23 protein-coding genes are annotated in these 21,745 nt (G+C 57.9%); 17 read left to right on the top strand and 6 right to left on the bottom strand.

The genetic code is table 11. The annotated features are described in order from the left end of the window. Window positions 1-72: 72 nt before the first annotated feature. Together BSP75_RS14285 and BSP75_RS14280 are read right to left on the bottom strand one after the other, a co-directional pair. Entirely contained in the window at window positions 73-957 is an 885-nt protein-coding gene (locus BSP75_RS14285; protein ID WP_058051949.1) for a LysR family transcriptional regulator, read from the bottom strand. Between the two features lie 99 nt (window positions 958-1,056). After that, complete coding sequence (locus BSP75_RS14280) at window positions 1,057-1,638, bottom strand: nucleoside triphosphate pyrophosphatase (RefSeq protein ID WP_075113649.1); 582 nt, start codon at window positions 1,636-1,638, stop codon at window positions 1,057-1,059. Between the two features lie 119 nt (window positions 1,639-1,757). On the opposite strand from BSP75_RS14280, the gene yceD reads away from it, so the two are divergent. From yceD to BSP75_RS14205, 15 genes are all read left to right on the top strand, one after another. Further along, window positions 1,758-2,279 carry a 23S rRNA accumulation protein YceD gene (gene yceD, locus BSP75_RS14275; RefSeq protein WP_042655813.1) on the top strand — a complete coding sequence of 174 codons (522 nt, stop codon included), beginning with the start codon at window positions 1,758-1,760 and terminating at the stop codon, window positions 2,277-2,279. Window positions 2,280-2,298: 19 nt separating this feature from the next. Then, on the top strand, window positions 2,299-2,466 hold the full coding sequence (gene rpmF / locus BSP75_RS14270; RefSeq protein WP_005300935.1) for a 50S ribosomal protein L32: 168 nt from the start codon (window positions 2,299-2,301) through the stop codon (window positions 2,464-2,466). A 9-nt stretch (window positions 2,467-2,475) separates the two neighbouring features. Then, window positions 2,476-3,495, top strand: coding sequence for a phosphate acyltransferase PlsX (gene plsX, locus BSP75_RS14265; RefSeq protein WP_042062911.1), 1,020 nt, complete (start codon window positions 2,476-2,478; stop codon window positions 3,493-3,495). A gap of 7 nt (window positions 3,496-3,502) precedes the next feature. Continuing rightward, window positions 3,503-4,462: a beta-ketoacyl-ACP synthase III gene (locus BSP75_RS14260; RefSeq protein WP_042062910.1), complete on the top strand. Its 960-nt coding sequence runs from the start codon at window positions 3,503-3,505 to the stop codon at window positions 4,460-4,462. A gap of 71 nt (window positions 4,463-4,533) precedes the next feature. Then, window positions 4,534-5,469, top strand: coding sequence for an ACP S-malonyltransferase (fabD, locus tag BSP75_RS14255; protein WP_075113636.1), 936 nt, complete (start codon window positions 4,534-4,536; stop codon window positions 5,467-5,469). Between the two features lie 13 nt (window positions 5,470-5,482). Beyond that, window positions 5,483-6,217, top strand: coding sequence for a 3-oxoacyl-ACP reductase FabG (fabG, locus tag BSP75_RS14250; RefSeq protein WP_042062908.1), 735 nt, complete (start codon window positions 5,483-5,485; stop codon window positions 6,215-6,217). 158 nt (window positions 6,218-6,375) lie between these two features. Next, window positions 6,376-6,612, top strand: a complete 237-nt coding sequence (acpP, locus tag BSP75_RS14245) for an acyl carrier protein (RefSeq protein WP_005300909.1) — start codon at window positions 6,376-6,378, stop codon at window positions 6,610-6,612. Between the two features lie 82 nt (window positions 6,613-6,694). Beyond that, window positions 6,695-7,936, top strand: coding sequence for a beta-ketoacyl-ACP synthase II (fabF, locus tag BSP75_RS14240; RefSeq protein WP_075113635.1), 1,242 nt, complete (start codon window positions 6,695-6,697; stop codon window positions 7,934-7,936). A gap of 68 nt (window positions 7,937-8,004) precedes the next feature. After that, complete coding sequence (gene pabC, locus BSP75_RS14235; protein WP_075113634.1) at window positions 8,005-8,811, top strand: aminodeoxychorismate lyase; 807 nt, start codon at window positions 8,005-8,007, stop codon at window positions 8,809-8,811. Further along, entirely contained in the window at window positions 8,801-9,802 is a 1,002-nt protein-coding gene (gene mltG, locus BSP75_RS14230) for an endolytic transglycosylase MltG (protein ID WP_042062905.1), read from the top strand. The genes pabC and mltG overlap by 11 nt, the downstream gene beginning before the upstream one ends. Then, the gene (tmk, locus tag BSP75_RS14225; RefSeq protein ID WP_058051952.1) at window positions 9,802-10,443 is read left to right on the top strand and encodes a dTMP kinase; all 642 of its coding nucleotides are present in this window, start codon (window positions 9,802-9,804) and stop codon (window positions 10,441-10,443) included. The genes mltG and tmk overlap by 1 nt, the downstream gene beginning before the upstream one ends. Next, window positions 10,428-11,375, top strand: coding sequence for a DNA polymerase III subunit delta' (gene holB, locus BSP75_RS14220; RefSeq protein ID WP_075113633.1), 948 nt, complete (start codon window positions 10,428-10,430; stop codon window positions 11,373-11,375). Before tmk ends, holB begins: the two co-directional genes overlap by 16 nt. A gap of 25 nt (window positions 11,376-11,400) precedes the next feature. Next, window positions 11,401-12,180 carry a YchF/TatD family DNA exonuclease gene (locus BSP75_RS14215; protein ID WP_075113632.1) on the top strand — a complete coding sequence of 260 codons (780 nt, stop codon included), beginning with the start codon at window positions 11,401-11,403 and terminating at the stop codon, window positions 12,178-12,180. Between the two features lie 285 nt (window positions 12,181-12,465). After that, window positions 12,466-13,494, top strand: a complete 1,029-nt coding sequence (locus BSP75_RS14210) for a site-specific integrase (protein ID WP_148140723.1) — start codon at window positions 12,466-12,468, stop codon at window positions 13,492-13,494. A 174-nt stretch (window positions 13,495-13,668) separates the two neighbouring features. After that, the gene (locus BSP75_RS14205; protein ID WP_253186637.1) at window positions 13,669-13,941 is read left to right on the top strand and encodes a RepB family protein; all 273 of its coding nucleotides are present in this window, start codon (window positions 13,669-13,671) and stop codon (window positions 13,939-13,941) included. Window positions 13,942-14,166: 225 nt separating this feature from the next. Here the strand turns inward: BSP75_RS14205 and rsmF are convergent, their stop codons facing one another. From rsmF to BSP75_RS14185, 4 genes are all read right to left on the bottom strand, one after another. After that, entirely contained in the window at window positions 14,167-15,597 is a 1,431-nt protein-coding gene (gene rsmF, locus BSP75_RS14200; protein WP_075113630.1) for a 16S rRNA (cytosine(1407)-C(5))-methyltransferase RsmF, read from the bottom strand. A gap of 146 nt (window positions 15,598-15,743) precedes the next feature. Then, on the bottom strand, window positions 15,744-18,296 hold the full coding sequence (locus BSP75_RS14195; RefSeq protein WP_075113629.1) for an MlaD family protein: 2,553 nt from the start codon (window positions 18,294-18,296) through the stop codon (window positions 15,744-15,746). A gap of 55 nt (window positions 18,297-18,351) precedes the next feature. Next, window positions 18,352-18,954 carry a paraquat-inducible protein A gene (locus tag BSP75_RS14190; protein ID WP_042655792.1) on the bottom strand — a complete coding sequence of 201 codons (603 nt, stop codon included), beginning with the start codon at window positions 18,952-18,954 and terminating at the stop codon, window positions 18,352-18,354. Continuing rightward, entirely contained in the window at window positions 18,938-19,564 is a 627-nt protein-coding gene (locus tag BSP75_RS14185; protein WP_058051958.1) for a paraquat-inducible protein A, read from the bottom strand. The genes BSP75_RS14190 and BSP75_RS14185 overlap by 17 nt, the downstream gene beginning before the upstream one ends. A 147-nt stretch (window positions 19,565-19,711) precedes the next feature. Here BSP75_RS14185 and prpB point away from each other — a divergent pair, with 147 nt between their 5' ends. Next, window positions 19,712-20,599: a methylisocitrate lyase gene (gene prpB, locus BSP75_RS14180; protein WP_075113628.1), complete on the top strand. Its 888-nt coding sequence runs from the start codon at window positions 19,712-19,714 to the stop codon at window positions 20,597-20,599. Between the two features lie 10 nt (window positions 20,600-20,609). Beyond that, window positions 20,610-21,737 carry a 2-methylcitrate synthase gene (gene prpC, locus BSP75_RS14175; protein ID WP_075113627.1) on the top strand — a complete coding sequence of 376 codons (1,128 nt, stop codon included), beginning with the start codon at window positions 20,610-20,612 and terminating at the stop codon, window positions 21,735-21,737. Window positions 21,738-21,745: the final 8 nt, after the last annotated feature.

The raw sequence follows: 21,745 nt of genomic DNA, 5'->3' as shown, positions 1-21,745 counted from the left end.
CCAGTCTAATTGAATCACTCCTTGTGATTAATCCCGTCTATCTATGCTTCTATGTCTCGTAATTCGTGACAATCAGCCTAGTAACAACGCCGATTCTGCCAACAGACTCTCTATCAGCAGACGGGCGGCATGGGTCATCCCCTTGCGGCTGGGATACACCAGCCAGGCATCATCGAGATAGACCTTGTGGGTCGGCAGGATCTCCAGCAATTCGCCACTGGCGACCTGTGCCTTGACACTCAGCTCGGGCAGCAGGCTGATCCCGGCCCCCTTGAGCACCGCGTAGCGGATATAGTGGCTGCTGTTGGAGATGAGCCGGCTGCTGACCTTGAGCGGGCCGGTATTGAAGTTCCAGCAATCCTCCAGCTCGCCGCTGGCCAGGCGATGGATCAGCAGGGCGTGTTGATGAAGATCGTCAAGTTGTTGCGGCATGCCGTGGGCGGCCACATAGGCCGGGCTGGCGTAGAGTTTGCGCGAGACCGTGGTCAGGGGACGGGCGACAAACGAGCTCTCTTTCATCTCGCCAATATGGACACAGGCATCGAGCCCGTAGTTCATGATGTCGTGATAACCGAGGTTGCTGACGTGGGTCTCCAGGGTGATGAGGGGATACTTGTCGAGAAAATTGACCAGCAAGTCGTGGGCCAGTATGTCGGCATCCCCGATCAACCCCAGCTTGACCGAACCGGTAGGGGCCGAACTCTGGTTCTTGATGCTCTGGTTAAGGGTCTCGAGTCGCGGAATGATCTCCTGCAACTGCATAAAATAGTCGGTGCCGGCTGGCGTCAGGGTTAGCTTGCGGGTGGTGCGGGTAAACAGCTTGCAGCCCAGAGCATGTTCCAGATCGCCAATGCGTCGGCTGACCTGGGCCCGTGGCACATCGAGGGAGTGTGCCACGGCGGCAAAGTTGCCCAGTTCGACCACAGAGAGAAAAAGCCTCAAATCATCTATACGCACAATCCGGATCCCGGTTGATAGGGTTGAAGCGGCGCGCCAGTGCGCCACCTGTCATAAGCATTCGTCCAGCAGGCACGCGGGTTGTCGCCACACCGGACATCAGGGCAGGGCGATGCCGTGGTGCTCCAGCAGCTCGATCAGACCGATCAGCGGCAAGCCGATCAAGGCATTGGGGTCGCGCCCCTCCAGCCCTTTGAACAGCACGATCCCCATCCCTTCACATTTGAAGCTGCCGGCACAATCGAGGGGCAATTCTGCTTCTACATAGCGGCGAACGGCGGCTTCATCGAGGTTGCGAAAATGGACGGTGAAGGGTTCCACCAGTTGATGAGCCTCACCGGTTGCGGCATTCACCACGCACAGGCCGGTATAGAAGGTGACGCTGCGCCCCTGGGCTGCCATCAGCTGGGCGATGGCATTGTCGATGGTGCCCGGTTTGCCGAGGATGTGACCATCGCAGACACACACCTGATCAGATCCGATGATCAAGCCGTGATCACGTTGCCCGGCGATGGCATCAGCCTTGGCACGGGCCAGTCGGGCTACCAGCGCGTCGGCAGATTCGCCAGCCAGCGGGCGCTCATCCACATCGGGCGAAGCACATTCAAAGGGGAGGCCAAGCTTCTCCAGCAGGGCTTTGCGATAGCGAGAAGTTGAGGCGAGGATAAGATTCTGTGGCATAATCCGAATACCGATGAAAGCGAGTACCGGCATTCTAGGGACTTGTGACGTTAAAATCATCGGCGGTAAGGACTTTTTCCTTTGACTATCAGTTGTTGGACCTATATTATTCGCGCCCTATGCAAAAGGTGAAGTTGCCCGTTAAGGTTGATCCAGTCCGTAGTGCCTTGAAGCTGCTCGATTACATCGGGATAGTGGAAAAGTCGCAGATGCCCAGGCTGGAGGAATCAACCGCTGGCTTGCAGAGTGATATCGATGTATCACTGCACTTTGGCAAAGATGTCCAGAAGTTGACCGTTATGAAAGGCACTGCCCATGCCAAGGTTGACCTGGTTTGCCAACGTTGCGGAGAGACATTCGAACACCTCTGTGAAGCTGAATTTATATACACTCCGCTGTTCGAAAGAACAAACGAGGAAGAACTGCCGGAAGCTTATGAGCCCATTGAGTTGGACGAAAACGGCGAGATAGATCTTCATAAAATCCTGGAGGATGAACTTATCCTCTCGTTGCCTCAAGTCGCAATGCATCCTATGGATGCCTGCCCGAGAGGAAACATGGAGATGACCTGGGGTGAAATCGAACCTGCTGATGAGCGGCCGAATCCCTTTGCAGTTCTTGAAGAGCTTAAACGTAAGTGAATTTAGGAGTTAGCCTACAATGGCCGTACAACAGAACCGTAAAACCCGTGCCAAGCGTGGCATGCGTCGTTCCCACGATGCGCTGACCACCGCTGCCCTGACTGTTGATCAGACCAGTGGCGAAATTCATCGTCGTCACCACGTGACTGCCGATGGTTTCTACCGCGGTAAAAAGGTAATCGCTTAAGGATTGCCTTTGTCTACGCAAACTGTCGCGCTAGACATCATGGGGGGAGATATTGGCCCCTCGGAAACAGTGCCTGCCGCCGTGCAGGCACTGTCTCTTTTACCCCAGCTAAAACTGATCCTGGTCGGTGACCAGCACCAGACCTCTTCTTTGCTGCAGCAACATGGCTTGCTGAATCATCCCCGCGTTCGTTTTGTACATGCATCCCAGGTGGTTGGCATGGGCGATAAACCGATCGTGGCGTTGCGTACTCTGAAAGACTCCTCTATGCGGGTGGTACTCAATCTGGTGAAAGCCGGTGAGGCCGATGCCTGCGTCAGTGCCGGCAATACCGGTGCCTTGATGGCGATGGCTAAATGCGTGCTCAAATCCTTGCCCGGGGTAGACAGACCCGCCCTCATCAAGGCGTTACCGACCTTGAGCGGCAAACGCACCGTGATGCTGGATCTCGGCGCCAACGTCAGTTGCGATGCCGATACCTTGCTGCAGTTTGCGGTGATGGGCTCCGTCGTGGCCGAAAAGGTCGAAGGGATTGCGTCACCCCGTGTTGCCTTGCTCAACATCGGCGAGGAGGAGATCAAGGGTAACGATCTGGTGCGTCACAGTGCCGAATTGTTGCGCCAGTGCCACGCGCTCAATTATGTCGGGTTCGTCGAAGGGGATCGCATCTTCAGCGGTGACAGCGATGTGATTGTCTGTGACGGTTTTGTCGGCAATGTGGCCCTCAAAACGGCAGAAGGGGTGGTGCGGATGATGGCCCAGCTGGCCGGATATCCCCGCAAGAAACGCAGTTTTCTTGGCCGGATCGCCGGATTTATGTTCAAACGGCGTTTTTCTTACCTGAACCCCGACCAGTATAACGGGGCAAGTCTGTTAGGATTGCGCGGCATTGTGGTAAAAAGTCATGGGCGGGCCGAACGGCGCGCCCTGTGTAATGCGATCCTGCTGGCCGCACAAGAGGCCAAACATCAACTTCCACTGCAAATAGCAGATCGCCTTGAAGCTGTCTTCTCTGACAGGGATCTATAAGAACTCTATGCATAGCAAAATTCTGGGTACTGGCAGCTACCTGCCGAGTTCAGTGCGTACCAACGCCGATCTCGAGCAGATGGTTGAGACCAGTGATGAGTGGATCGTGGAACGCACCGGTATCCGTGAGCGCCGTATTGCCGGGGCTGACGAAACCGTTGCCACCCTCTCTTACCAGGCCGCCCTGCGGGCCCTGGAAGCAGCCGGTCTGACCGCTGCCGATCTCGATATGATAGTGCTGGCCACCACCAGTGCTGAAAATGCCTTCCCGGCTGCTGCCTGCGAGCTGCAGGGGCTGCTCGGCGTACCGGGCATTCCTGCCTTTGACGTGGCTGCTGCCTGTGCCGGTTTCACCTACGCACTCTCTATTGCCGATCAGTTCGTCAAATCTGGCGCCGCCCGCCATGTACTGGTCGTCGGGGCCGATGTGCTCTCCCGCATGTGCGATCCGCAAGATCGCGGCACCATCATCCTGTTTGGTGACGGGGCAGGGGCTGTGATTGTCGGTGCCAGCGAGACGCCGGGCATCCTCTCAACCCATCTCCATGCCGATGGCCGTTATGGCGAGCTACTCAAGCTGCCTCACCCTCGCCGCGGCATGCCGGGTGCCGAGCTCGAAGCCTACATGTATATGAAGGGCAACGATGTCTTCAAGGTGGCGGTTACCCGTCTGAGCGAGATCGTCACCGAAACGTTGGCCGCTGCCGGTATCGCGCCGAGCGAGCTGGATTGGCTGGTGCCTCATCAGGCCAACTTCCGCATCATCAGTGCCACCGCCAAGAAGCTCGGCATGAGCCTCGATAAAGTGGTGCTGACCCTCGACAAGCACGGCAATACCTCTGCCGCATCCGTTCCGGTCGCCTTTGACGAAGGGGTACGGGATGGCCGGATCAAACCGGGTCAGCTGGTACTGCTGGAAGCCTTTGGCGGCGGTTTTGCCTGGGGCTCGGCGCTGGTTCGCCTCTGATCTTCGGCGGGATGGTGTGCCCATCATCCCGTCACCGATTTCATTTTTGTCTTATCTAAAAGGAATCAATGATGACCCAATTTGCCATTGCCTTCCCGGGACAAGGTTCCCAGTCCGTTGGCATGCTGGCCGAGCTGGCCGAACAACATGCCGTGATCAAGGAGACCTTCGCCGAGGCGAGCCAGGTGCTGGGTTATGACCTGTTTGCCCTGGTGATGGATGGTCCGGTTGAAGATCTGAACAAAACCTGGCGCACCCAGCCTGCGCTGCTGACCGCCTCTGTCGCCCTGTGGCGTCTGTGGCAACAGCAGGGTGGGGCAACGCCGTCTCTGATGGCGGGCCACAGCCTGGGTGAGTACTCCGCGCTGGTTTGCAGCGGCGCACTCGATTTTGCCGATGCGGTCAAACTGGTCGAGCTGCGTGGCCTGGCCATGCAGGAAGCCGTACCGGAAGGCACCGGCGCCATGGCTGCCATCATCGGTCTGGACAACGAATCCATCGCCGCCAACTGCGAAAAAGCAGCGCAAGGGCAGGTGGTCTCTCCGGTCAACTTCAACTCTCCGGGCCAGGTGGTTATCGCCGGTCACAAAGAGGCCGTTGAACGTGCCAACGTGCTGATGAAAGAGTCGGGCGCCAAGCGTGCTCTGCCGCTGCCGGTCTCCGTTCCATCTCACTGCGCGCTGATGAAACCTGCCGCAGAAAAACTGGCAGCTGCGCTGGACGGGATCGAGATCAAGGTTCCAACCATCGCGGTCATCAATAATGTCGACGTATCCTGTGAACAGGATCCGGCCGCCATCAAGCAAGCGCTGGTGCGTCAGCTGTTCAGCCCGGTTCGTTGGACCGAGACTGTCGAGCGGATGGCCAATGAGGGCGTTACCCTCGAGATCGAGATGGGACCGGGCAAAGTGTTGACCGGGCTCGCCAAGCGCATCGACAAGCGCGTGGAAGGTATTCACGCCAACGAAGCCGCCTCTTTCGAGCAGGCGCTGGCCCAGATCAAGTAAACAGGAGCAAGTGATGAGTTTTACCGATAAGGTTGTGTTGGTGACCGGTGCCAGTCGTGGCATCGGCCGTGCGATTGCCGAAACATTTGCGGCCCGTGGCGCAAAAGTGGTTGGCACGGCGACCAGCGAAAGCGGTGCCGAGGCGATCAGCGCCTATCTGGGCGACCATGGTTGCGGCATGGCGCTTAACGTGACCAGCCAGGAATCCATCGAAGCCGTCTTTGCCGCCATCAAGGCGCGCTTTGGCGACATCGACATTCTGATCAACAACGCGGGCATCACCCGTGACAACCTGTTGATGCGGATGAAAGATGACGAGTGGAACGAGATCATCGATACCAATCTGACCTCGCTCTACCGTCTGAGCAAACCGGTGTTGCGTGCCATGATGAAGAAACGTCACGGTCGCATCATCAGCATTGGTTCCGTGGTAGGCACCATGGGCAATGCGGGTCAGGTCAACTATGCTGCCGCCAAGGCGGGTCTGGTTGGTTTTACCAAATCGTTGGCGCGGGAAGTGGCATCCCGTGGTATCACAGTGAACGCGGTTGCCCCCGGTTTCATCGAAACCGACATGACCCGTGCCCTGAATGACGATCAACGTGCCGGCATCATGAGTCAGGTGCCTGCCGCCCGTTTGGGTGATCCAAAAGAAATTGCCGCAGCTGTGGTATTCTTGGCTTCTGATGAAGCAGCCTATATCACCGGCGAAACCCTGCATGTTAATGGCGGGATGTACATGGTGTAATCAATTTGTCGTGAGATCTGTTCAAATTTGCGATAGTACGCCGAAGTTTGGCACATTTCGTGGTTTGACCAGCGGCAAGCTACTTGCAAACTCACGTCAATTGAATAAACTACCCCAACCAGACGCAAATAGCGTATTTTTAAAGGAAAATTCAGGTCATGAGCAACATCGAAGAACGCGTAAAGAAAATCATCATCGAACAACTGGGTGTTAAAGAAGAAGACGTCAAGAACGCTGCCTCCTTCGTCGACGACCTGGGCGCTGACTCTTTGGATACCGTTGAACTGGTAATGGCGCTGGAAGAAGAATTCGATACCGAAATTCCTGATGAAGAAGCCGAGAAGATCACCACTGTTCAAGCGGCTATCGATTACATCACCGCTAATCAGGAATAAGTTCCTGTTCTGAAAGAAGCGGCCCAAGGGCCGCTTCTTTTGTATTTGTTTCCTTTCAAATCACCTCTCGGAGACTACCTCAGTGTCAAAACGCAGAGTCGTGGTGACCGGCTTGGGGATGCTTTCCCCGGTGGGTAACACTGCCGAATCCAGCTGGCAAGCACTGCTCAACGGGCAGAGCGGCATTTCCCTTATCGATCACTTTGATGCCAGCGAGTTCGCAACCCGCTTCGCAGGTCTGGTCAAAGATTTCGATCCCGAGCAATACGGCATCAACCGCAAAGAAGCCCGCAAGATGGATCTCTTTATCCAGTACGGCGTGGCGGCGGGGATCCAGGCGCTGGATGATTCCGGCCTGACCATCAATGAAGAGAATGCCGAGCGTGTCGGCGTGGCGATTGGCTCCGGTATCGGCGGTCTGGGTCTGATTGAACAGAACCACAGCAGCCTGATCAACGGTGGCCCGCGCAAGCTGAGCCCCTTCTTCGTACCGTCCACCATCATCAATATGGTGTCCGGTCATCTATCCATCATGAAAGGTCTGCAGGGGCCGAACATCGCCGTGACTACCGCCTGTACTACCGGTACCCATGCCATCGGCATGGCGGGTCGGATGATCGCTTACGGTGATGCGGACGTGATGGTAGCTGGCGGCACTGAGAAAGCCTCCACCCCGATGGGGATGGGCGGTTTCGCCGCGGCCAAGGCGCTCTCCAACCGCAATGACGAGCCGCAAAAGGCGAGCCGTCCGTGGGACAAGGATCGCGACGGTTTTGTGCTGGGTGACGGTGCCGGTGTACTGGTGCTGGAAGAGTACGAACACGCCAAGGCCCGTGGCGCCAAGATCTACGCCGAGCTGGTCGGTTTTGGCATGAGCGGCGACGCCTACCACATGACTGCGCCTCCCGCTGATGGCAACGGTGGCGCCCGCGCCATGAAAAATGCCATCAAGGATGCCGGCATTGCCCCCGAGCAGATTGGTTACATCAACGCCCACGGCACCTCCACCCCGCTGGGTGACGTGGCCGAGTTGCGTGGCATGAAGTCGGTGTTTGGCGAGCATGCCAAATCTTTGATGATCAGCTCCACCAAGTCCATGACCGGTCACCTGCTGGGCGCCGCCGGTGCCATCGAGGCGATCATCACCGTGTTGGCCCTGCGTGATCAGGTGGCGCCGCCCACCATCAACCTGGACAACCCGGATGAAGAGTGCGATCTGGATCTGGTGCCCCACGTGGCCAAGTCAGGCAGCTTCGAGTACGCCCTCTCCAACTCATTTGGATTTGGCGGCACCAATGGCTCGCTGATCTTCAAGCGCGTATAATTTGCCGCAGGGCAAAGACACAGGCCCGATACTGCCGGTATCGGGCCTTTTTTATCGGAGGGATCCCTTTGCTTATCAATGGAATGAAGCTTGATACCATCTCGGCCCATGATCGGGGGCTGGCCTATGGTGACGGTCATTTCACCACCATGGCGGTCAGGGATGGTCGTGTGTTGCAGTGGCCTGCCCATCTTGCACGGCTGCAGCAGGCCAACAACCGGCTGGGATTGGCTGATCCAGACTGGGATCTGCTGAGCCAGGAGGTTGAAGAGATGGTGGTCAACCAGCCACAATGCGTGGCCAAGGTGATCCTGACCCGCGGCGAGGGTGGCCGGGGCTATGATGGCAGCGGATGTCAGCACTCGACCCGTATTGTCAGCCTGGCGCCATTTCCTACCCACTATGGCCAGTGGCAACAGCAGGGTATCGAGATGGTGGTGTGCCGCCAGCGGATCGGCGATGCGCCCATGCTGGCCGGGCTTAAAACCTTGAATCGTCTGGAGCAGGTGTTGCTGAAAAGCGAACTTGTCAGCCGTGATGCAGTCGAAGGGATAGTGCTTAACAGCCGCGGTTTTCTGACCGAAGGGGTCAGTGCCAATCTGTTTTGGCGTCGGGGCAAGACGGTGTTTACGCCGGATCTGGCCCGCGGTGGTGTCGATGGCATCATGCGCCGCCAGGTGATGGCGATGCTGAAACAGATGAGTATTGAGTTGCGTGTGGTAGAGGCTCCGCTGGAGTCACTATGGCAGGCGGAAGAGGTGTGGCTCACCAATACCCTGATGGGGGTGGTGCCGGTCAACGGCATCGAGGATATTCATTATCCCGCAGCGGTATTGAGTCGCTGTTTACAGGAGCGTTTGGTCATTGAAGTTTAATCGGCTTTACACCCTGCTCGCGGGGGCGGCACTGACTGTTGCCGTCGCCGGGGGCTATGTATATCACAAATGGCAACAGGTGGAGACGCTCACCAACAAGGGGCCGACCCGACTCTATACGGTGGAGAAAGGGGCCCATGCGGCGCGCCTGATCGCCGAACTGGGGGAGGGAGAAACCAGCCCGTGGGCGGTGCGGCTCTGGCTGCGCGGCCATCCCGAACTGGTGGCCATCAAATCGGGCACCTACGAGATCAAGGAAGGGGCCCCCCTCAAGGAGACCCTCTCTCTGTTCGCATCGGGCAAGGAGTTTCACTTCAGCCTCACCTTCGTTGAAGGCTCCCGTTTCGAGGATTGGCAGAAGCAGCTCGCCAGCGCCCCTTATCTCGAGCGGTTGACCGTTGAGCAATCCGAAGCCGATCTGGCGCAGGAGCTCGGCATCGAGAATGGCAAGCTGGAGGGGTGGTTCCTGCCGGAAACTTACGCCTATACCACTCATGCCAGCGATCTCTCGATCTTGCGCCGCGCCCATCAGGATATGGAGACCTTCCTGCAGCAGAGCTGGGAAAAACGTCAGGCTAACCTGCCTTACAAAACGCCCTATGAGGCGTTGATCATGGCCTCCATCATCGAGAAAGAGACCGGCCAGCCGGACGAGCGGGCGCAGATCGCCTCCGTATTCGTCAACCGTCTGCGTCTGGGCATGAAGTTGCAGACTGATCCCACCGTCATTTACGGGGTGAAGGATCGCTACGATGGCAACATTCGCCGCAGTGATCTGACCGACAAGAATCCCTACAACACTTATGTGATCGACGGTCTGCCGCCCACGCCCATCGCCATGCCGGGCAAGGCCTCCATCGAAGCAGCGCTCAACCCCAAATCGACCGACTATCTCTACTTTGTCGCCAAGGGGGGCGGTGCCCACTATTTCTCCAAGACCCTCGATGAACACAATCGGGCGGTTCGCGAATACATATTGAAGAAATCCTGATGTCTAAATTTATTGTTATTGAAGGTTTGGAAGGGGCAGGGAAGAGCTCTGCCGTACGTTACGTCACTGACTATCTGCAACACCACGGCATCGACCGGATCGAGTGCACCCGCGAGCCGGGTGGTACCCCGCTGGCCGAGCGGATGCGTGCCATCGTCAAAGAGGTGCACGACGAGCGCCTCACCATCGAAGCCGAACTGCTGCTGATGTATGCCTCCCGGGTACAACTGGTGGAGACCCGCATCAAGCCCGCGCTGGCCGACGGTGTCTGGGTGGTTGGGGATCGCCACGATCTCTCCTCCCAGGCCTATCAGGGCGGTGGTCGCGGTATCGATGCCCAGCTCATCGGTGCCATCAAGCAGGCGGTACTCGGCAACTTCAAGCCGGATCTCACCCTCTATCTCGATATCGATCCCGCCCTTGGTTTGCAGCGCGCTCGCCATCGCGGCGAGCTGGATCGCATCGAACTGGAGCAACTGAGCTTCTTCGAGCGTACCCGAGCGCGTTATCTCGAACTGGCCGCCAAGGATGACTCCATTGTGGTGATCGATGCGGCGCAAACACCGGATCAGGTCAAAGCTGCCATCGAGCGTGCATTGGACCACTATCTGTCGAACGAGTCGCTATGTATCCCTGGCTGATCCCCGACTGGCATGCCCTGAGCCAAACTGCCCAGTCCGGTCGTCTCGGCCACGCCTGGTTGTTGCTCGGCGATCCCGGTCTTGGCAAGGAGCAGCTTGCCGAGCGGTTGGCTCGCTTGCACCTTTGCCAGCACCCCGATCGCGGAGAGCCCTGCGGTCACTGCCACTCCTGCCAGCTGTTTGACAAGGGCAACCACCCGGATCTCGGCACCATTGCTCGCGACAGCAAGACCATTGGGGTGGAAGCTATTCGCGAGATCTGCACCCGGCTGCAGGGCTCTGCCCAGCTCGGCCGCGGCAAGGTGGTGATCATTCCTGATGCAGAGCGGATGACCGAATCGGCGGCCAACGCCTTGCTGAAAACCCTGGAAGAGCCGGCCGGCGACAGCTTGTTGTTGTTGATCGCCTCCCAGGTTTCGCGGTTGCTCCCCACCATTCTCAGTCGCTGTCACAAACATGTCTGTCAGTTGCCTGCGGAAGGGGAGACGGTACGCTGGTTGGCCGAGCAGGGTCATCAGGCCACGTTGGCTCAGGTGCGGATCTGTCAGGGGGCCCCGCTGCGGGTACTCGACTATATCGAGCAGCAACAGGACGGTACTCGCCGCGAATTGCTGGAACTGTTTGTCGCCCTGAGTCAAAGTCCGGTCAAGGCGACGGCACTGTGCAGCCAGCTGGGTCAGGAGACGCAGGTCAGGTTGCACTGGTTGCAGCTCTTCTTGTGCGATGCCCTGAAAACCCAGGCCGGATGTGGTCACCATCAACTGGCAATGCCGGATCTGGCAATCCTGAGTCAGCGGTTGGCGGAGCAGCACTCCAGCGAAAAACTGCTCGAAGCGGAGCAGCAGTTGGTTACCCTCAAGGCCGCTTGCCAGCCGGGGCAGCTCTCCAATCCCACCATCCATTTGATGAACTGGCTCAGTCGCTGGTTATAAGTACCGACAAGCAGAAAGGTTTTATATGTTACTCGTTGATTCCCACTGTCATCTCGATCGCCTCAGCTATGGCAGCAAGCAGACCAGCATGGCCGATGTACTGGCCAAGGCCGCGAAACTGGATGTGGGATATTTTCTCTGTGTAAGTGTCACTCAGGCACAATTTCCGACCATGCTCGAGGCAATCGCCCCCTATCCCCAGGTGTTTGCCTCTTGCGGGGTACATCCGCTCAATCAGGAACCCGGCGTCGATGCCGCCCTGTTGCTGACCCAGGCGGCAGATGAGAGAGTGATCGCCATCGGCGAGACCGGTCTCGACTACTTCTACTCCCCCGAGAACAAAGAGGTACAGCAAGCCTCTTTCCGCGAACATATCCGGGTTGCCCGCGCCCTGAACAAGCCGCTGATCATCCACACTCGCGATGCCCAGCAAGATACCTTGCAGATCATGCGTGAAGAGGGCGCGGATCAGGTTGGCGGTGTGTTGCACTGCTTCACCGAATCCCTCGAGATGGCACAAGCGGCAATGGCGATGGGGTTCTATATCTCCATTTCGGGGATCGCCACCTTCAAAAATGCGTCCGCCCTGCAAGCCGTGGTCAAGGCACTGCCCCTCGACCGATTGCTGGTCGAGACCGACTCGCCCTATCTTGCTCCCGTTCCGCATCGGGGGAGGGAGAATGAACCCGCCTTTGTGCGGGACGTTGCCCAGTTTATCGCCGACCTGCGTCAGATCCCGCTTAACGAATTGGCAGAAGCGACCAGCCGAAATTTCTTTGAACTGTTCAAGCTGGCGAAAAAATAACAAAGAAGCCCCGTTGTTCGGGGCTTCTTTTATTTCAAATACCAAGCTGATTACCCACCTGAATATCAACTCCGCACTACGTTATCTCTCACCTATTCAGCCAATTCAATTCCTTCATCCATACAAAACTGGGTCGAATAATATCCCGATGTTTCGTTTGTTCACCGTGGCCAAAGGGTATTAAAACAGCATGCTATAAGTATCGATAATATTCATTATCGATACTTGATGTATGTGAATGATCCTGTAAGATCCTCTCAAACTTCATATGAATCATAGTGTTCCGTGGCATATCCAACCTTGTCTAATCCGGCTAATCAGTCACTGCAGACTGTCTTCGATGCACAGCTAAATAGTCGGGCACGCCGCTTTTTACGCAGTGCAAAAGCGGATTCCACCCTCAATGCCTATCAGGCGGATACCCGTATTTTTGTCTTCTGGTGCCAATTGCACGGGCTGGATCCGCTACAAACTACCCATCACGACATCATGAACTTTCTGGCAGATCAGGCCGATGGCGTATTGGCCGACTGGGTATGGCTGGATAAAGAGGAGGGGAAGGGAGAGCTGCGTAACGGTGAACCTCGAAAACCGGCAACCCTGGTAAGGCGTCTGGCGGGGATCCGTTATGCCTTCAAGCAGAAAGGGATTCATCCCATGCCCACCGAGCATCCCGAAATCAAGGAGATGATGCGCGGTATTGTCAGGTTGGGGGATAACCGCAAGCGCAAAACCGGCGCTCTGACGTTGCAGCCATTGACCCAGGTGCTCGATGGCATCGACACCCATGATCTGGCGGGCTTGCGTGATCACACCCTGCTACTGCTGATGTTCAGTGGCGCCTTGCGCCGTTCGGAAGCGGCCCGAATTGAGGTAAGCGATCTCGATTTTGTGGGGCAGGGGATCCGTCTTCGTCTCAAACCGAGCAAGCATCAGCTGCATGAAACCGAGATAGCCTTGATCCCGGGCAAGCACTACTGCCCCGTATCGGCACTGCAAAACTGGCTGCACAAAAGCCGGATCAGCGAGGGGCCGCTGTTTCGGCGCATGAATCGCTGGGGCCAATTGATGGCCGAACCACTCGGTCCCCAGGGCATCAATCTGATGATCAAGCGGCGAACCGGTCAAGCCATCGACAATCTCTACGTCAGTGGCCACAGCCTGCGCCGCGGATTTATCACCTCGGCAGTCACTGCTGGCAAACCGATGAACAAGATCATCGAGGTGACGCGCCACAAGGATATGCGGACCCTGCAAGAATACTTCGATGACGCCCATAAGTTCTCCGAACATGCTCTCGACGGCTTGCTTTAAAACGACTGCGTCACTTCATTTTTTATGTTAAATGATATCTTGTTGATCTGATGATATATTTGCCACGCAAACCAACAGCCCAAGATGGAAGGGGCATCTTCCAATGAATAAGGGCTGGTGATGAGAGATAACAAATCCGGAATTGGGATATCGCAAGGACATATGAGCCAGGAAATGACAGTGCGTGAAGAGCAAGAAGCGTCCCCCCAAAACAATGCCGAGCGGCAGCGCCAGCATGTAAAACGCAAGCAGGAGACCCATACCCGATTGCAATGCTGGATCAGCAATCGCCATGCCGAGCGATTGGCTGCTCTGGGTATCCATCTCGAAGATAGTCAGGCATCACTGGTCGAACAGGCGATCGATCTGCTCTATCAACATGAGCTGGGTAAGGAACCCCTGTTTGAAAACAGAGTGTCCACGCAAGTCGAAGAGACTGTTGAATAGCGCCAAGAGTGAAGCAACGGCTATTTGATTAGAGATAAAAAAAGCCAGGTACGAATTCCTTGTACCTGGCATAGGGGAATTGGCTCCTTGCAGAGCCGTGCGCTAACTGGTGTTCGGATTGACTTAAGCTTAGACAAGGCTCAAGGCTTTTCAAGATCCCGATAAAAGTTCAACCGCAGTGTGGGTATCCAGACTCGTTCAAGTGCTTATGCACCGAACAGTCCACTATGCATTGAACAGATTGTTGTCACGTACCAGCTCGCGGGGGAGGGCATTCTTGACCCGACTGCCAACCCATTTCCCCATTCCCAGGGTATGCCCCTGATAGCGGACGATCACCTCGCCAGCACCAGCATCCTGCTCTGGCCAGACATCCCGCCCCATCATGAATTCCCGCGCGTTGGCGCTGTCCAGTTCGACCACGCCCTTGCTCGCTTTATCACCATAGGCCAGCGCCCACTCATGGGTGAGGCGATAGCCTTTCTTGAAGGTCTCGGCCAGCTTGATGCCGATGCGATCGAAACGCAGCTTGCCCTGTACCTGATCAAACCGCTTGGGGAAGAGCCAGATCTCGTCATTGCGACCAAACAGCTGCCCTTGAGGCGTCACGCCAAAGTTGGCCTCAATATCGCGCAACATGGGTTCCGCCTCTTTGGCTGGTAGCGGCGCAAAGGGGAATTTGCCGAGCTTGCCCGGCTTGAACATGGTGTTGGGCACGGAGTGATGCTTGCGCAATCTGGCGACGAAAAAGCCTTCACTGTCGAAGATCTGGGGCCAAACGTGCAGGTATCCTTCGGATGTGCAGGCCAGCTCTGCATGAGGGAACAGGTCGGCCAGCGAGTCAAAACTCAAGGCATCACCAAACTTGTCCAACAGAGATTGGCAGACCGCCTGATTCTCCTGCTGGCTCAAGGTGCAGGTGGAGTAGACCAGTACGCCGCCCGGTTTCAAGGCATGGAAGGCGCTCTCCAGCAACCCTTGTTGCACCGCTGCGATTTCGTCGATGCTCTCGATGCTCCAATTGCGCAGGGCATCTTCATCCTTGCGCACCGTCCCTTCGCCGGAGCAGGGAGCGTCGAGCAGGATAGCGTCGAAGGTCTCCGGCAACCACTGGCCAAACACCTTGGCATCAAAATGGGTCATGCCCACATTGGTCACGCCGCAGCGCTGGATATTGGCGCTCAGCACCTTGAGCCGGCTGCTGGAAAACTCGTTGGCAACCAGCATCCCCTGATTGTTCATCAGGGCGGCGATCTGGGTGGTCTTGGAGCCGGGGGCCGCCGCCGCATCCAGCAACATGCCGTCCGCTTTGATCTTGTCGCTGGCAAAGAGCGCCGTCACCGGCAGCATGGAGCTCGCTTCCTGAATGTAAAAAAGCCCGCTCAAATGCTCGGCGGTGTTGCCAAGAGGCACTGTTTCATCGCTGCGGGTCAGCCAGAAGCCGGTGTCACACCAGGGCACCGGGTCGAGCTGCCAACCCAGTGGCTGCATCAACGCGACGAAGTCGGAGACGGCGATCTTCAAGGTATTGACCCGAATGCTGCGGCGCAGCGGACGTCGACAACTGGCCACAAACTCATCCATCGAAAGATGGGTCGGCATGATGGCCGCAATGTGGCGTAAAAAGTAATCGGGAAGGAAGGTGTTGTCGTGCACGGTGCCGTCTCGTTGACCGAAAAAGAGGGGCGATATCCTACCACAAGGCTAGGAATATTCTGAATCTGAACACCTTCAACAGGCTCCGGAATATAAAAAAGCCCGGCGCGAGGCCGGGCTTGGAGGATATACGCGAAGGGGAGGGATCAGGGCTGGATGCGCGGGCTCCACTCCAGCCACTCTTTCTCGGCTTTGCCGTAGAGTGGATAGCTGTGGCCCGCCTTGACGGTTGGCCCCATCTCCTTCTCCGGGGTATTGAAGGCGATGCCGCCAGCCAGCAGGCTCTGCACCGTCTCCACTTCGATGGTGCCGCCGGTCAGGCCGATATCCGCCTTGACCCCGGAAACATTCCAGAAGCGCGAGTTGGCCCGCACCAGATGGGCATACTCCTTCTCCACGCTGACGTCGATCACCACCTCGCTGCCATCCCGAGCCAGCGCCACCTTAGTAACACTGCCGACCACCATCTTGCGAAACAGCAGCGGGCTACCAACGCTCAGGCCATTGACGGAGGGGCTCTTGAGGGTCAGGGCCAAACCCACAGGACCGACCTGACTCAAGGGGAAGCGATCTTTGCCAGCGCCTTTACCGGGGTGTGCTTCTACGAACGCCCCCTTGATCAGGGTATCGAGGTGCGCAACACCGCCCAGCCCCAACTTGGCTTGCACCAGGGTAAAGCGGGCGCCGGATTGCAGGAAGCGCTCGGCGTAGTGACCATCGAGCTCCGCCTTGAAGATCACCTGGCCCAATGACGGCTCCAGCTCAATCTGCTCAATTTTGCCGATATCGACCCCGCGATAGCGGATCGGGCTGCCAATCCCGAGCCCCGGATTGTTATCAGCGACCAGAGATAGGGTGCGTACTTTCGCACGGGCCTGCTCTTTACTGTCAAACAGTTGGTGGCTGCTACGGCCATTGGCCAACCGATCGAACTCGATGGCACCGCGCAACAGGGTCGCCAGATTACCGACCTTGACCTTGACACCATCAATCCCGACCCGGGTATCGATGGCCGCTTTCTTCCAGAATTGCGGTTGTTGGGCGAGGAGGGGAGCATAGACTCCATCAATCTCGAGCTCGATCTCGACTCCCTCTTTGGCGGCGCGCAGCTGTTTGACCTTACCCGCTTCCAGCCCCAGATAGAGCACCGGTGAGCCAATGCCGATGCCATCGGCCTGATCTGCCTTGAGCAACCAGCGCTGGGGCTTGGCATCACGGGTTCCCAGCAGAGCCAACTCCTGACTCGGGTAGAGACGATTAATCCGCTCGCCACTGCTGGCTTGCACCAGCTTGATCCCGCCCCCCAGCCAGGCACTGGCCGGACTGGTTTCCACCTTGATACCGCTCAGATCGGCATCGATCTGCAGCGGGGCCGCGCGATAGAAGCGGGCACGGTTGAGCAGATGGCCGTAGTTCGGCGCCATCACCAGCTCGACACTGGCATTGCCGCGCGCATCCAGAGTGAGCTGGCTGATGCGGCCCACCTGCAATCCCTTGTACCAGACCGGAGCATCCTGATTGAGCCCCGCCAGATCGTCAGCCTGCAACGTCACCTTGGTGCCGCTTTGGGGGGCGCGATCGGTCAGGGTCATCTGGTGTGCCGGTTTGCCCGCCACATAGTCGAGGCGAATGGCCGGGCCGGAGAGCAGGCGATCTGCATGCTGCACGCCGGTCGCGGAGAGGGAGACACTCTCCCACACCAGCTGGCTCTTGTCGGTGATGCGATAAGCCTGCTCCGGGTTGATCAGCGCCGTCACCACCCGACCTTTGTCGGTGAGACGAATGGGGTCGATACGACCAATCTCGATCCCCTCGTAGAGGATCGGCATCCCCTCTTTGATCGGAAGATCGCCAGCCGCAATCTCGATACGCTCGCCACGCGCCGCTTCCGCCAGCCCTTTGTAGAGAGTGAAAAGTTGCCCTTTCTCCGGCTCTGGTGAATCCTTGGGCGAATCAAAGGCGATGCCACCGCTCAGGATGGAGGTAAGGCTGCCAGCCTCCACGCTCACCCCGGCCAGACTGAAGGAGCCCTTGATGCCGCTGATGTTCCAGAAGCGGGTATCGGCTTTGACCAGATGTTCGAAACGCGGCTCGATAACCAGATCCAGAATGACGTTCTGGTTGTCCTGGCCCAGACGGGTATTGATGACGCTGCCCACTTCGATACCGCGGAAATAGAGCTTGGCGCCAATCCCCACCGAGCCCAGCGAATCGGCGGTCAGGTGCAGCATCCGCCCTTGCGCCTGATAGCCGGGGGGAGGACCCTCCAGCGCATCGAAGGTCTCCTCCAGCGGATTGCTTTCACGCCCCGGCTGCAGGTTGATGTAGTTGCCGGAAACCAGAGTATCGAGGCCGGAGATCTCGGTCAGCGACGCCTTGGGGCTCACCAGCCAGAAATCGGACCCCTTGCGGATCAGCGGTCTGGCACGGCTGTCAATCTTGGCCATGACCGCAATCTTGCGACCATCTTCGGCCAGCTCCAGCTCCTGCACCACGCCGATGGCCACCCCCTGATAACGAATCTGGGTTTTGCCCGGCAAGATGCCGTTGCCTTGCGCGAAGTTGATCTGGATAAGCTGGCCACGGCTCAATACCTGCTGATAGAGAAAGCCGCCTGCCAGCAGCAGGGCTATCAGGGGTAACAGCCAGACCGGCGATAACCAGCGACGCTTTTCAATGACGGGTTCAGCCCCGATCATACCGACTCCTTATTGGCTGGATTAAACAGCACATCACACAAAAACAGAGAAATCATCAACGGGCCGCCTTGTCCCACAATAAACGGGTATCGAGCATGCGGGCCGACATCATGGTCAGCACCACCACACCGGCAAAGGCGGTGGCACCGGGGCCTGCACGAACACTCAGCAGGACGCCCCGATCGACCAGCGCCACCATCAGCGAGATCACGAACAAGTCCAGCATCGACCAGCGACCGATAAAATCGATCACCCGATACATCACCAGCTGGCGCTTGCGCCGCACCGGTTTGGTCCGCTGCAACTGCCAGCAGATCCAGCCCAGCCCCAATATCTTGCCCACCGGCACCAGTATGCTGGCGGTGAGGACGATGGTGGCAATCCCGCTCATTTTGCTGCGATAGAGCATCATAATACCGCTGAAGATGGTATCGGATTGCAGCAACCCCTTGTTGTAGAAGTGGGTAATGGGCAGCAGGTTGGCAGGCAACAACATAAAGGTGGCGAGCGCCAGCAAGCCCCATGACCAGGCTAGGGAGCGAGGAATGCGCACCTGCAGCTTGCTGCCGCAGCGGGGACAAACGGCGTGGAAACGATAACGGACCAGCAGGCCGCAAGTTTGGCAGCCGCACAGCCCCATTTCACGGGCGCTGGTCATGTTCCGGCTCCTTTAACGGGATCCGCGCCCAGTAGGGGGCGGGGTCAAACAGGATCAGCAGGGTCATGTTGAGCAGCATCAGAATGCCGAGGCTGAGCAGCCCGCCACCGAGGCGCACATCGGCGATATCGATCAGCTTGAACAGGGCGACCAGCAGGCTGACGATATAGACCTCCAGCATGGCCCAGTGACGAAACACCTCGACCATCTTCAAGGTGGGCGCCAGGATGTGCCAACGCTTGGCCATGCCAGATGCCAGCGCAAAGATCCCCGCCAACAATCCTACCGGCGCCAGTACGGCGCACCAGAGCACCAGAGAGGCCACCCAAAACTCCCCTTCGCCAAACAGCACCAGGATCCCGCGCAGCAGATCGGCATCGGAGTTGACCCCCGCCAGCCGCAGATAGATCAGCGGCTCAAAAAACGCGGAGGGCAGCAACAAAAAACCGGTGATGGTCAGTGCCATCAACTGGGAGGGACGAAAGGCATAACGGCCATAGAGATGCTGGTGACAACGTGGGCAGTGGGCATGGCGACGCAGCGGCAGTGCCTTGCGCTGGATCAGCAAGTCGCACGCCGGACAGACAATCACGGAACCGGGCTCCATCATACAATTCAACCTGTTGAAGGAATTGGTGAAATTTACCCTAAAACCGGTTTCCTGTCTTGCCTGCGGCCGGAATGTTACGAAAGTATAATTGACGTTAACGTAAACGTGATATTAGATAGCCAGACTAGACAGGTGAAAGGAGTCATGATGTCCAGTTTGCCCCCCTCGGCAGGCCTGCGCTTTCGCACCGCCCTCGCCAATGAACGGCCCCTACAGATCGTCGGCACCATCAATGCCTATATGGCGCTGATGGCCGAGCGCAGCGGCTTTCAAGCCCTCTATCTCTCCGGTGCCGGAGTGGCTAACGCCTCCTACGGCTTGCCGGATCTCGGCATGACCACCCTCAACGACGTGCTGATCGATGCAGAGCGGATCACCGCGGCGACCCGAGTGCCGCTACTGGTCGATATCGATACCGGCTGGGGTGGGGCGTTTAACATTGCCCGCACCATTCGCGCGTTCGAACGGGCCGGGGTTGCCGCAGTCCATATGGAAGATCAGGTGGCCCAGAAGCGCTGCGGCCACAGGCCCAACAAGGCGGTGGTGTCGCTGGAGGAGATGTGCGATCGCATCAAGGCAGCGGTGGATGCCCGTCAGGATCAGCACTTCGTCATCATGGCGCGTACAGACGCACTGGCGGTGGAAGGGATGGAGTCGGCTCTTGAGCGCACCGCCGCCTATGTGGCTGCTGGTGCCGACATGATCTTCGCCGAAGCGGTGACCGAACTGGCCCAGTATGACCAGTTCAAGCAGGCGGCCGGAGTGCCCATTCTTGCCAACATGACCGAGTTCGGCAAAACCGAGCTGTTTGACAAGGCTCAACTCGCCGACCACGGGGTCGACATGGTGCTCTACCCCTTGAGCGCCAACCGCGCCGCCAATCAGGCGGCTCTCAACGTTTATCAACATATTCGCCAGGATGGCCATCAACGGGCCGTCGTGGAGACCATGCAGACCAGGGAGTCGCTCTACGACTTCCTCGGATATCACCACTACGAGCAGACACTGGATCGTCTGTTTACAGCCAAGGAATAGGAGGCAGCTTATGGGACAGCAAAAACCGTTGGGCGGGGCAGGTCTGCGCGGGCAGAGTGCGGGGGAGACCAGTATCTGCACCGTAGGCAAGAGCGGCACCGGTCTTACCTATCGCGGCTACGACATCAAGGAGCTGGCCGATAGCGCCCAGTTCGAGGAGGTCGCCTATCTGCTGCTCAAGGGGGAATTGCCCGGTGAGCAGCAGCTTGACGCGTACAAGCGCGAACTGCGTCGCCTGCGCGCCTTGCCCCAGCCGCTGCTGGAGGTGCTGGAGCGCATTCCCGCCGATGCCCATCCTATGGATGTGCTGCGCACCGGCTGCTCCATGCTTGGTGATCTGGAGCCGGAAGATGGCTTTGAACATGAACACGAAGTGGCGGATCGGTTGCTGGCCGCCTTTCCGGGCATTCTGATCTACTGGTACAAGTTCAGCCACGAAGGGGTACGCATCGCCCTCGACAGCGATGAAGAGTGTATCGGCGGTCACTTTCTGGCGCTGCTGCACCAGAAGGCGCCGAGCGAGCTGGAGCGGCGGGTGATGCACGTCTCCCTCATCCTCTACGCCGAGCATGAGTTCAACGCTTCCACCTTTGCGGCGCGAGTTTGCGCCTCGACCCTTTCCGACATGTTCTCCTGCATCACCGCCGCCATCGGTACCCTGCGCGGCCCGCTCCATGGCGGCGCCAACGAGGCAGCCATGGCGATGATCGAGCCCTGGCAAGATGAAACCCAGGCAAGGCGCGAGCTGCTGGCCAAGCTGGCGGCCAAGGATAAAGTGATGGGCTTTGGCCACGCCATCTACCATACCTCGGATCCACGTAACGTCATCATCAAGGCGTGGTCGGCCAAACTTGCCGAAGCGGTGGGGGATGATCGTCTCTATCGCGTCTCCTGCGAGGCGGAGAAGGTGATGTGGGAGGAGAAAGAGCTCTTTCCCAACGCCGACTTTTTCCATGCCAGCGCCTATCACTACATGGGGATCCCGACCAAGCTGTTCACCCCCATCTTCGTCTGCTCGCGGGTCACCGGCTGGTGCGCCCACGTGATGGAGCAGCGCGAGCACAACCGGATCATTCGCCCGAGCGCCGATTATGTCGGCCCGGCCCCCCGTCATTTTGTCTCCCTACAACAACGATAAGGAAGTCA

Source organism: Aeromonas sp. YN13HZO-058 (genome assembly GCF_001921245.1).
In the GTDB taxonomy this organism is placed as follows: domain Bacteria; phylum Pseudomonadota; class Gammaproteobacteria; order Enterobacterales; family Aeromonadaceae; genus Aeromonas; species Aeromonas allosaccharophila.
Note: the sequence above shows the minus strand (reverse complement) of the source record. Positions and strands in the feature narration are given on the sequence as shown.

Excerpts from the sequence above, each read along its gene's own strand:
- yceD (WP_042655813.1), top strand. The coding sequence starts at position 1,758 with ATGCAAAAGGTGAAGTTGCCCGTTAAGGTTGATCCAGTCCGTAGTGCC.
- prpC (WP_075113627.1), top strand. The coding sequence starts at position 20,610 with ATGGGACAGCAAAAACCGTTGGGCGGGGCAGGTCTGCGCGGGCAGAGT.
- BSP75_RS14205 (WP_253186637.1), top strand. The coding sequence starts at position 13,669 with ATGACAGTGCGTGAAGAGCAAGAAGCGTCCCCCCAAAACAATGCCGAG.
- tmk (WP_058051952.1), top strand. The coding sequence starts at position 9,802 with ATGTCTAAATTTATTGTTATTGAAGGTTTGGAAGGGGCAGGGAAGAGC.
- fabG (WP_042062908.1), top strand. The coding sequence starts at position 5,483 with ATGAGTTTTACCGATAAGGTTGTGTTGGTGACCGGTGCCAGTCGTGGC.
- BSP75_RS14280 (WP_075113649.1), bottom strand. The coding sequence starts at position 1,638 with ATGCCACAGAATCTTATCCTCGCCTCAACTTCTCGCTATCGCAAAGCC.
- BSP75_RS14190 (WP_042655792.1), bottom strand. The coding sequence starts at position 18,954 with ATGACCAGCGCCCGTGAAATGGGGCTGTGCGGCTGCCAAACTTGCGGC.
- BSP75_RS14185 (WP_058051958.1), bottom strand. The coding sequence starts at position 19,564 with ATGATGGAGCCCGGTTCCGTGATTGTCTGTCCGGCGTGCGACTTGCTG.
- acpP (WP_005300909.1), top strand. The coding sequence starts at position 6,376 with ATGAGCAACATCGAAGAACGCGTAAAGAAAATCATCATCGAACAACTG.
- BSP75_RS14215 (WP_075113632.1), top strand. The coding sequence starts at position 11,401 with ATGTTACTCGTTGATTCCCACTGTCATCTCGATCGCCTCAGCTATGGC.
- rpmF (WP_005300935.1), top strand. The coding sequence starts at position 2,299 with ATGGCCGTACAACAGAACCGTAAAACCCGTGCCAAGCGTGGCATGCGT.
- prpB (WP_075113628.1), top strand. The coding sequence starts at position 19,712 with ATGTCCAGTTTGCCCCCCTCGGCAGGCCTGCGCTTTCGCACCGCCCTC.
- BSP75_RS14260 (WP_042062910.1), top strand. The coding sequence starts at position 3,503 with ATGCATAGCAAAATTCTGGGTACTGGCAGCTACCTGCCGAGTTCAGTG.
- holB (WP_075113633.1), top strand. The coding sequence starts at position 10,428 with ATGTATCCCTGGCTGATCCCCGACTGGCATGCCCTGAGCCAAACTGCC.
- fabD (WP_075113636.1), top strand. The coding sequence starts at position 4,534 with ATGACCCAATTTGCCATTGCCTTCCCGGGACAAGGTTCCCAGTCCGTT.
- BSP75_RS14195 (WP_075113629.1), bottom strand. The coding sequence starts at position 18,296 with ATGATCGGGGCTGAACCCGTCATTGAAAAGCGTCGCTGGTTATCGCCG.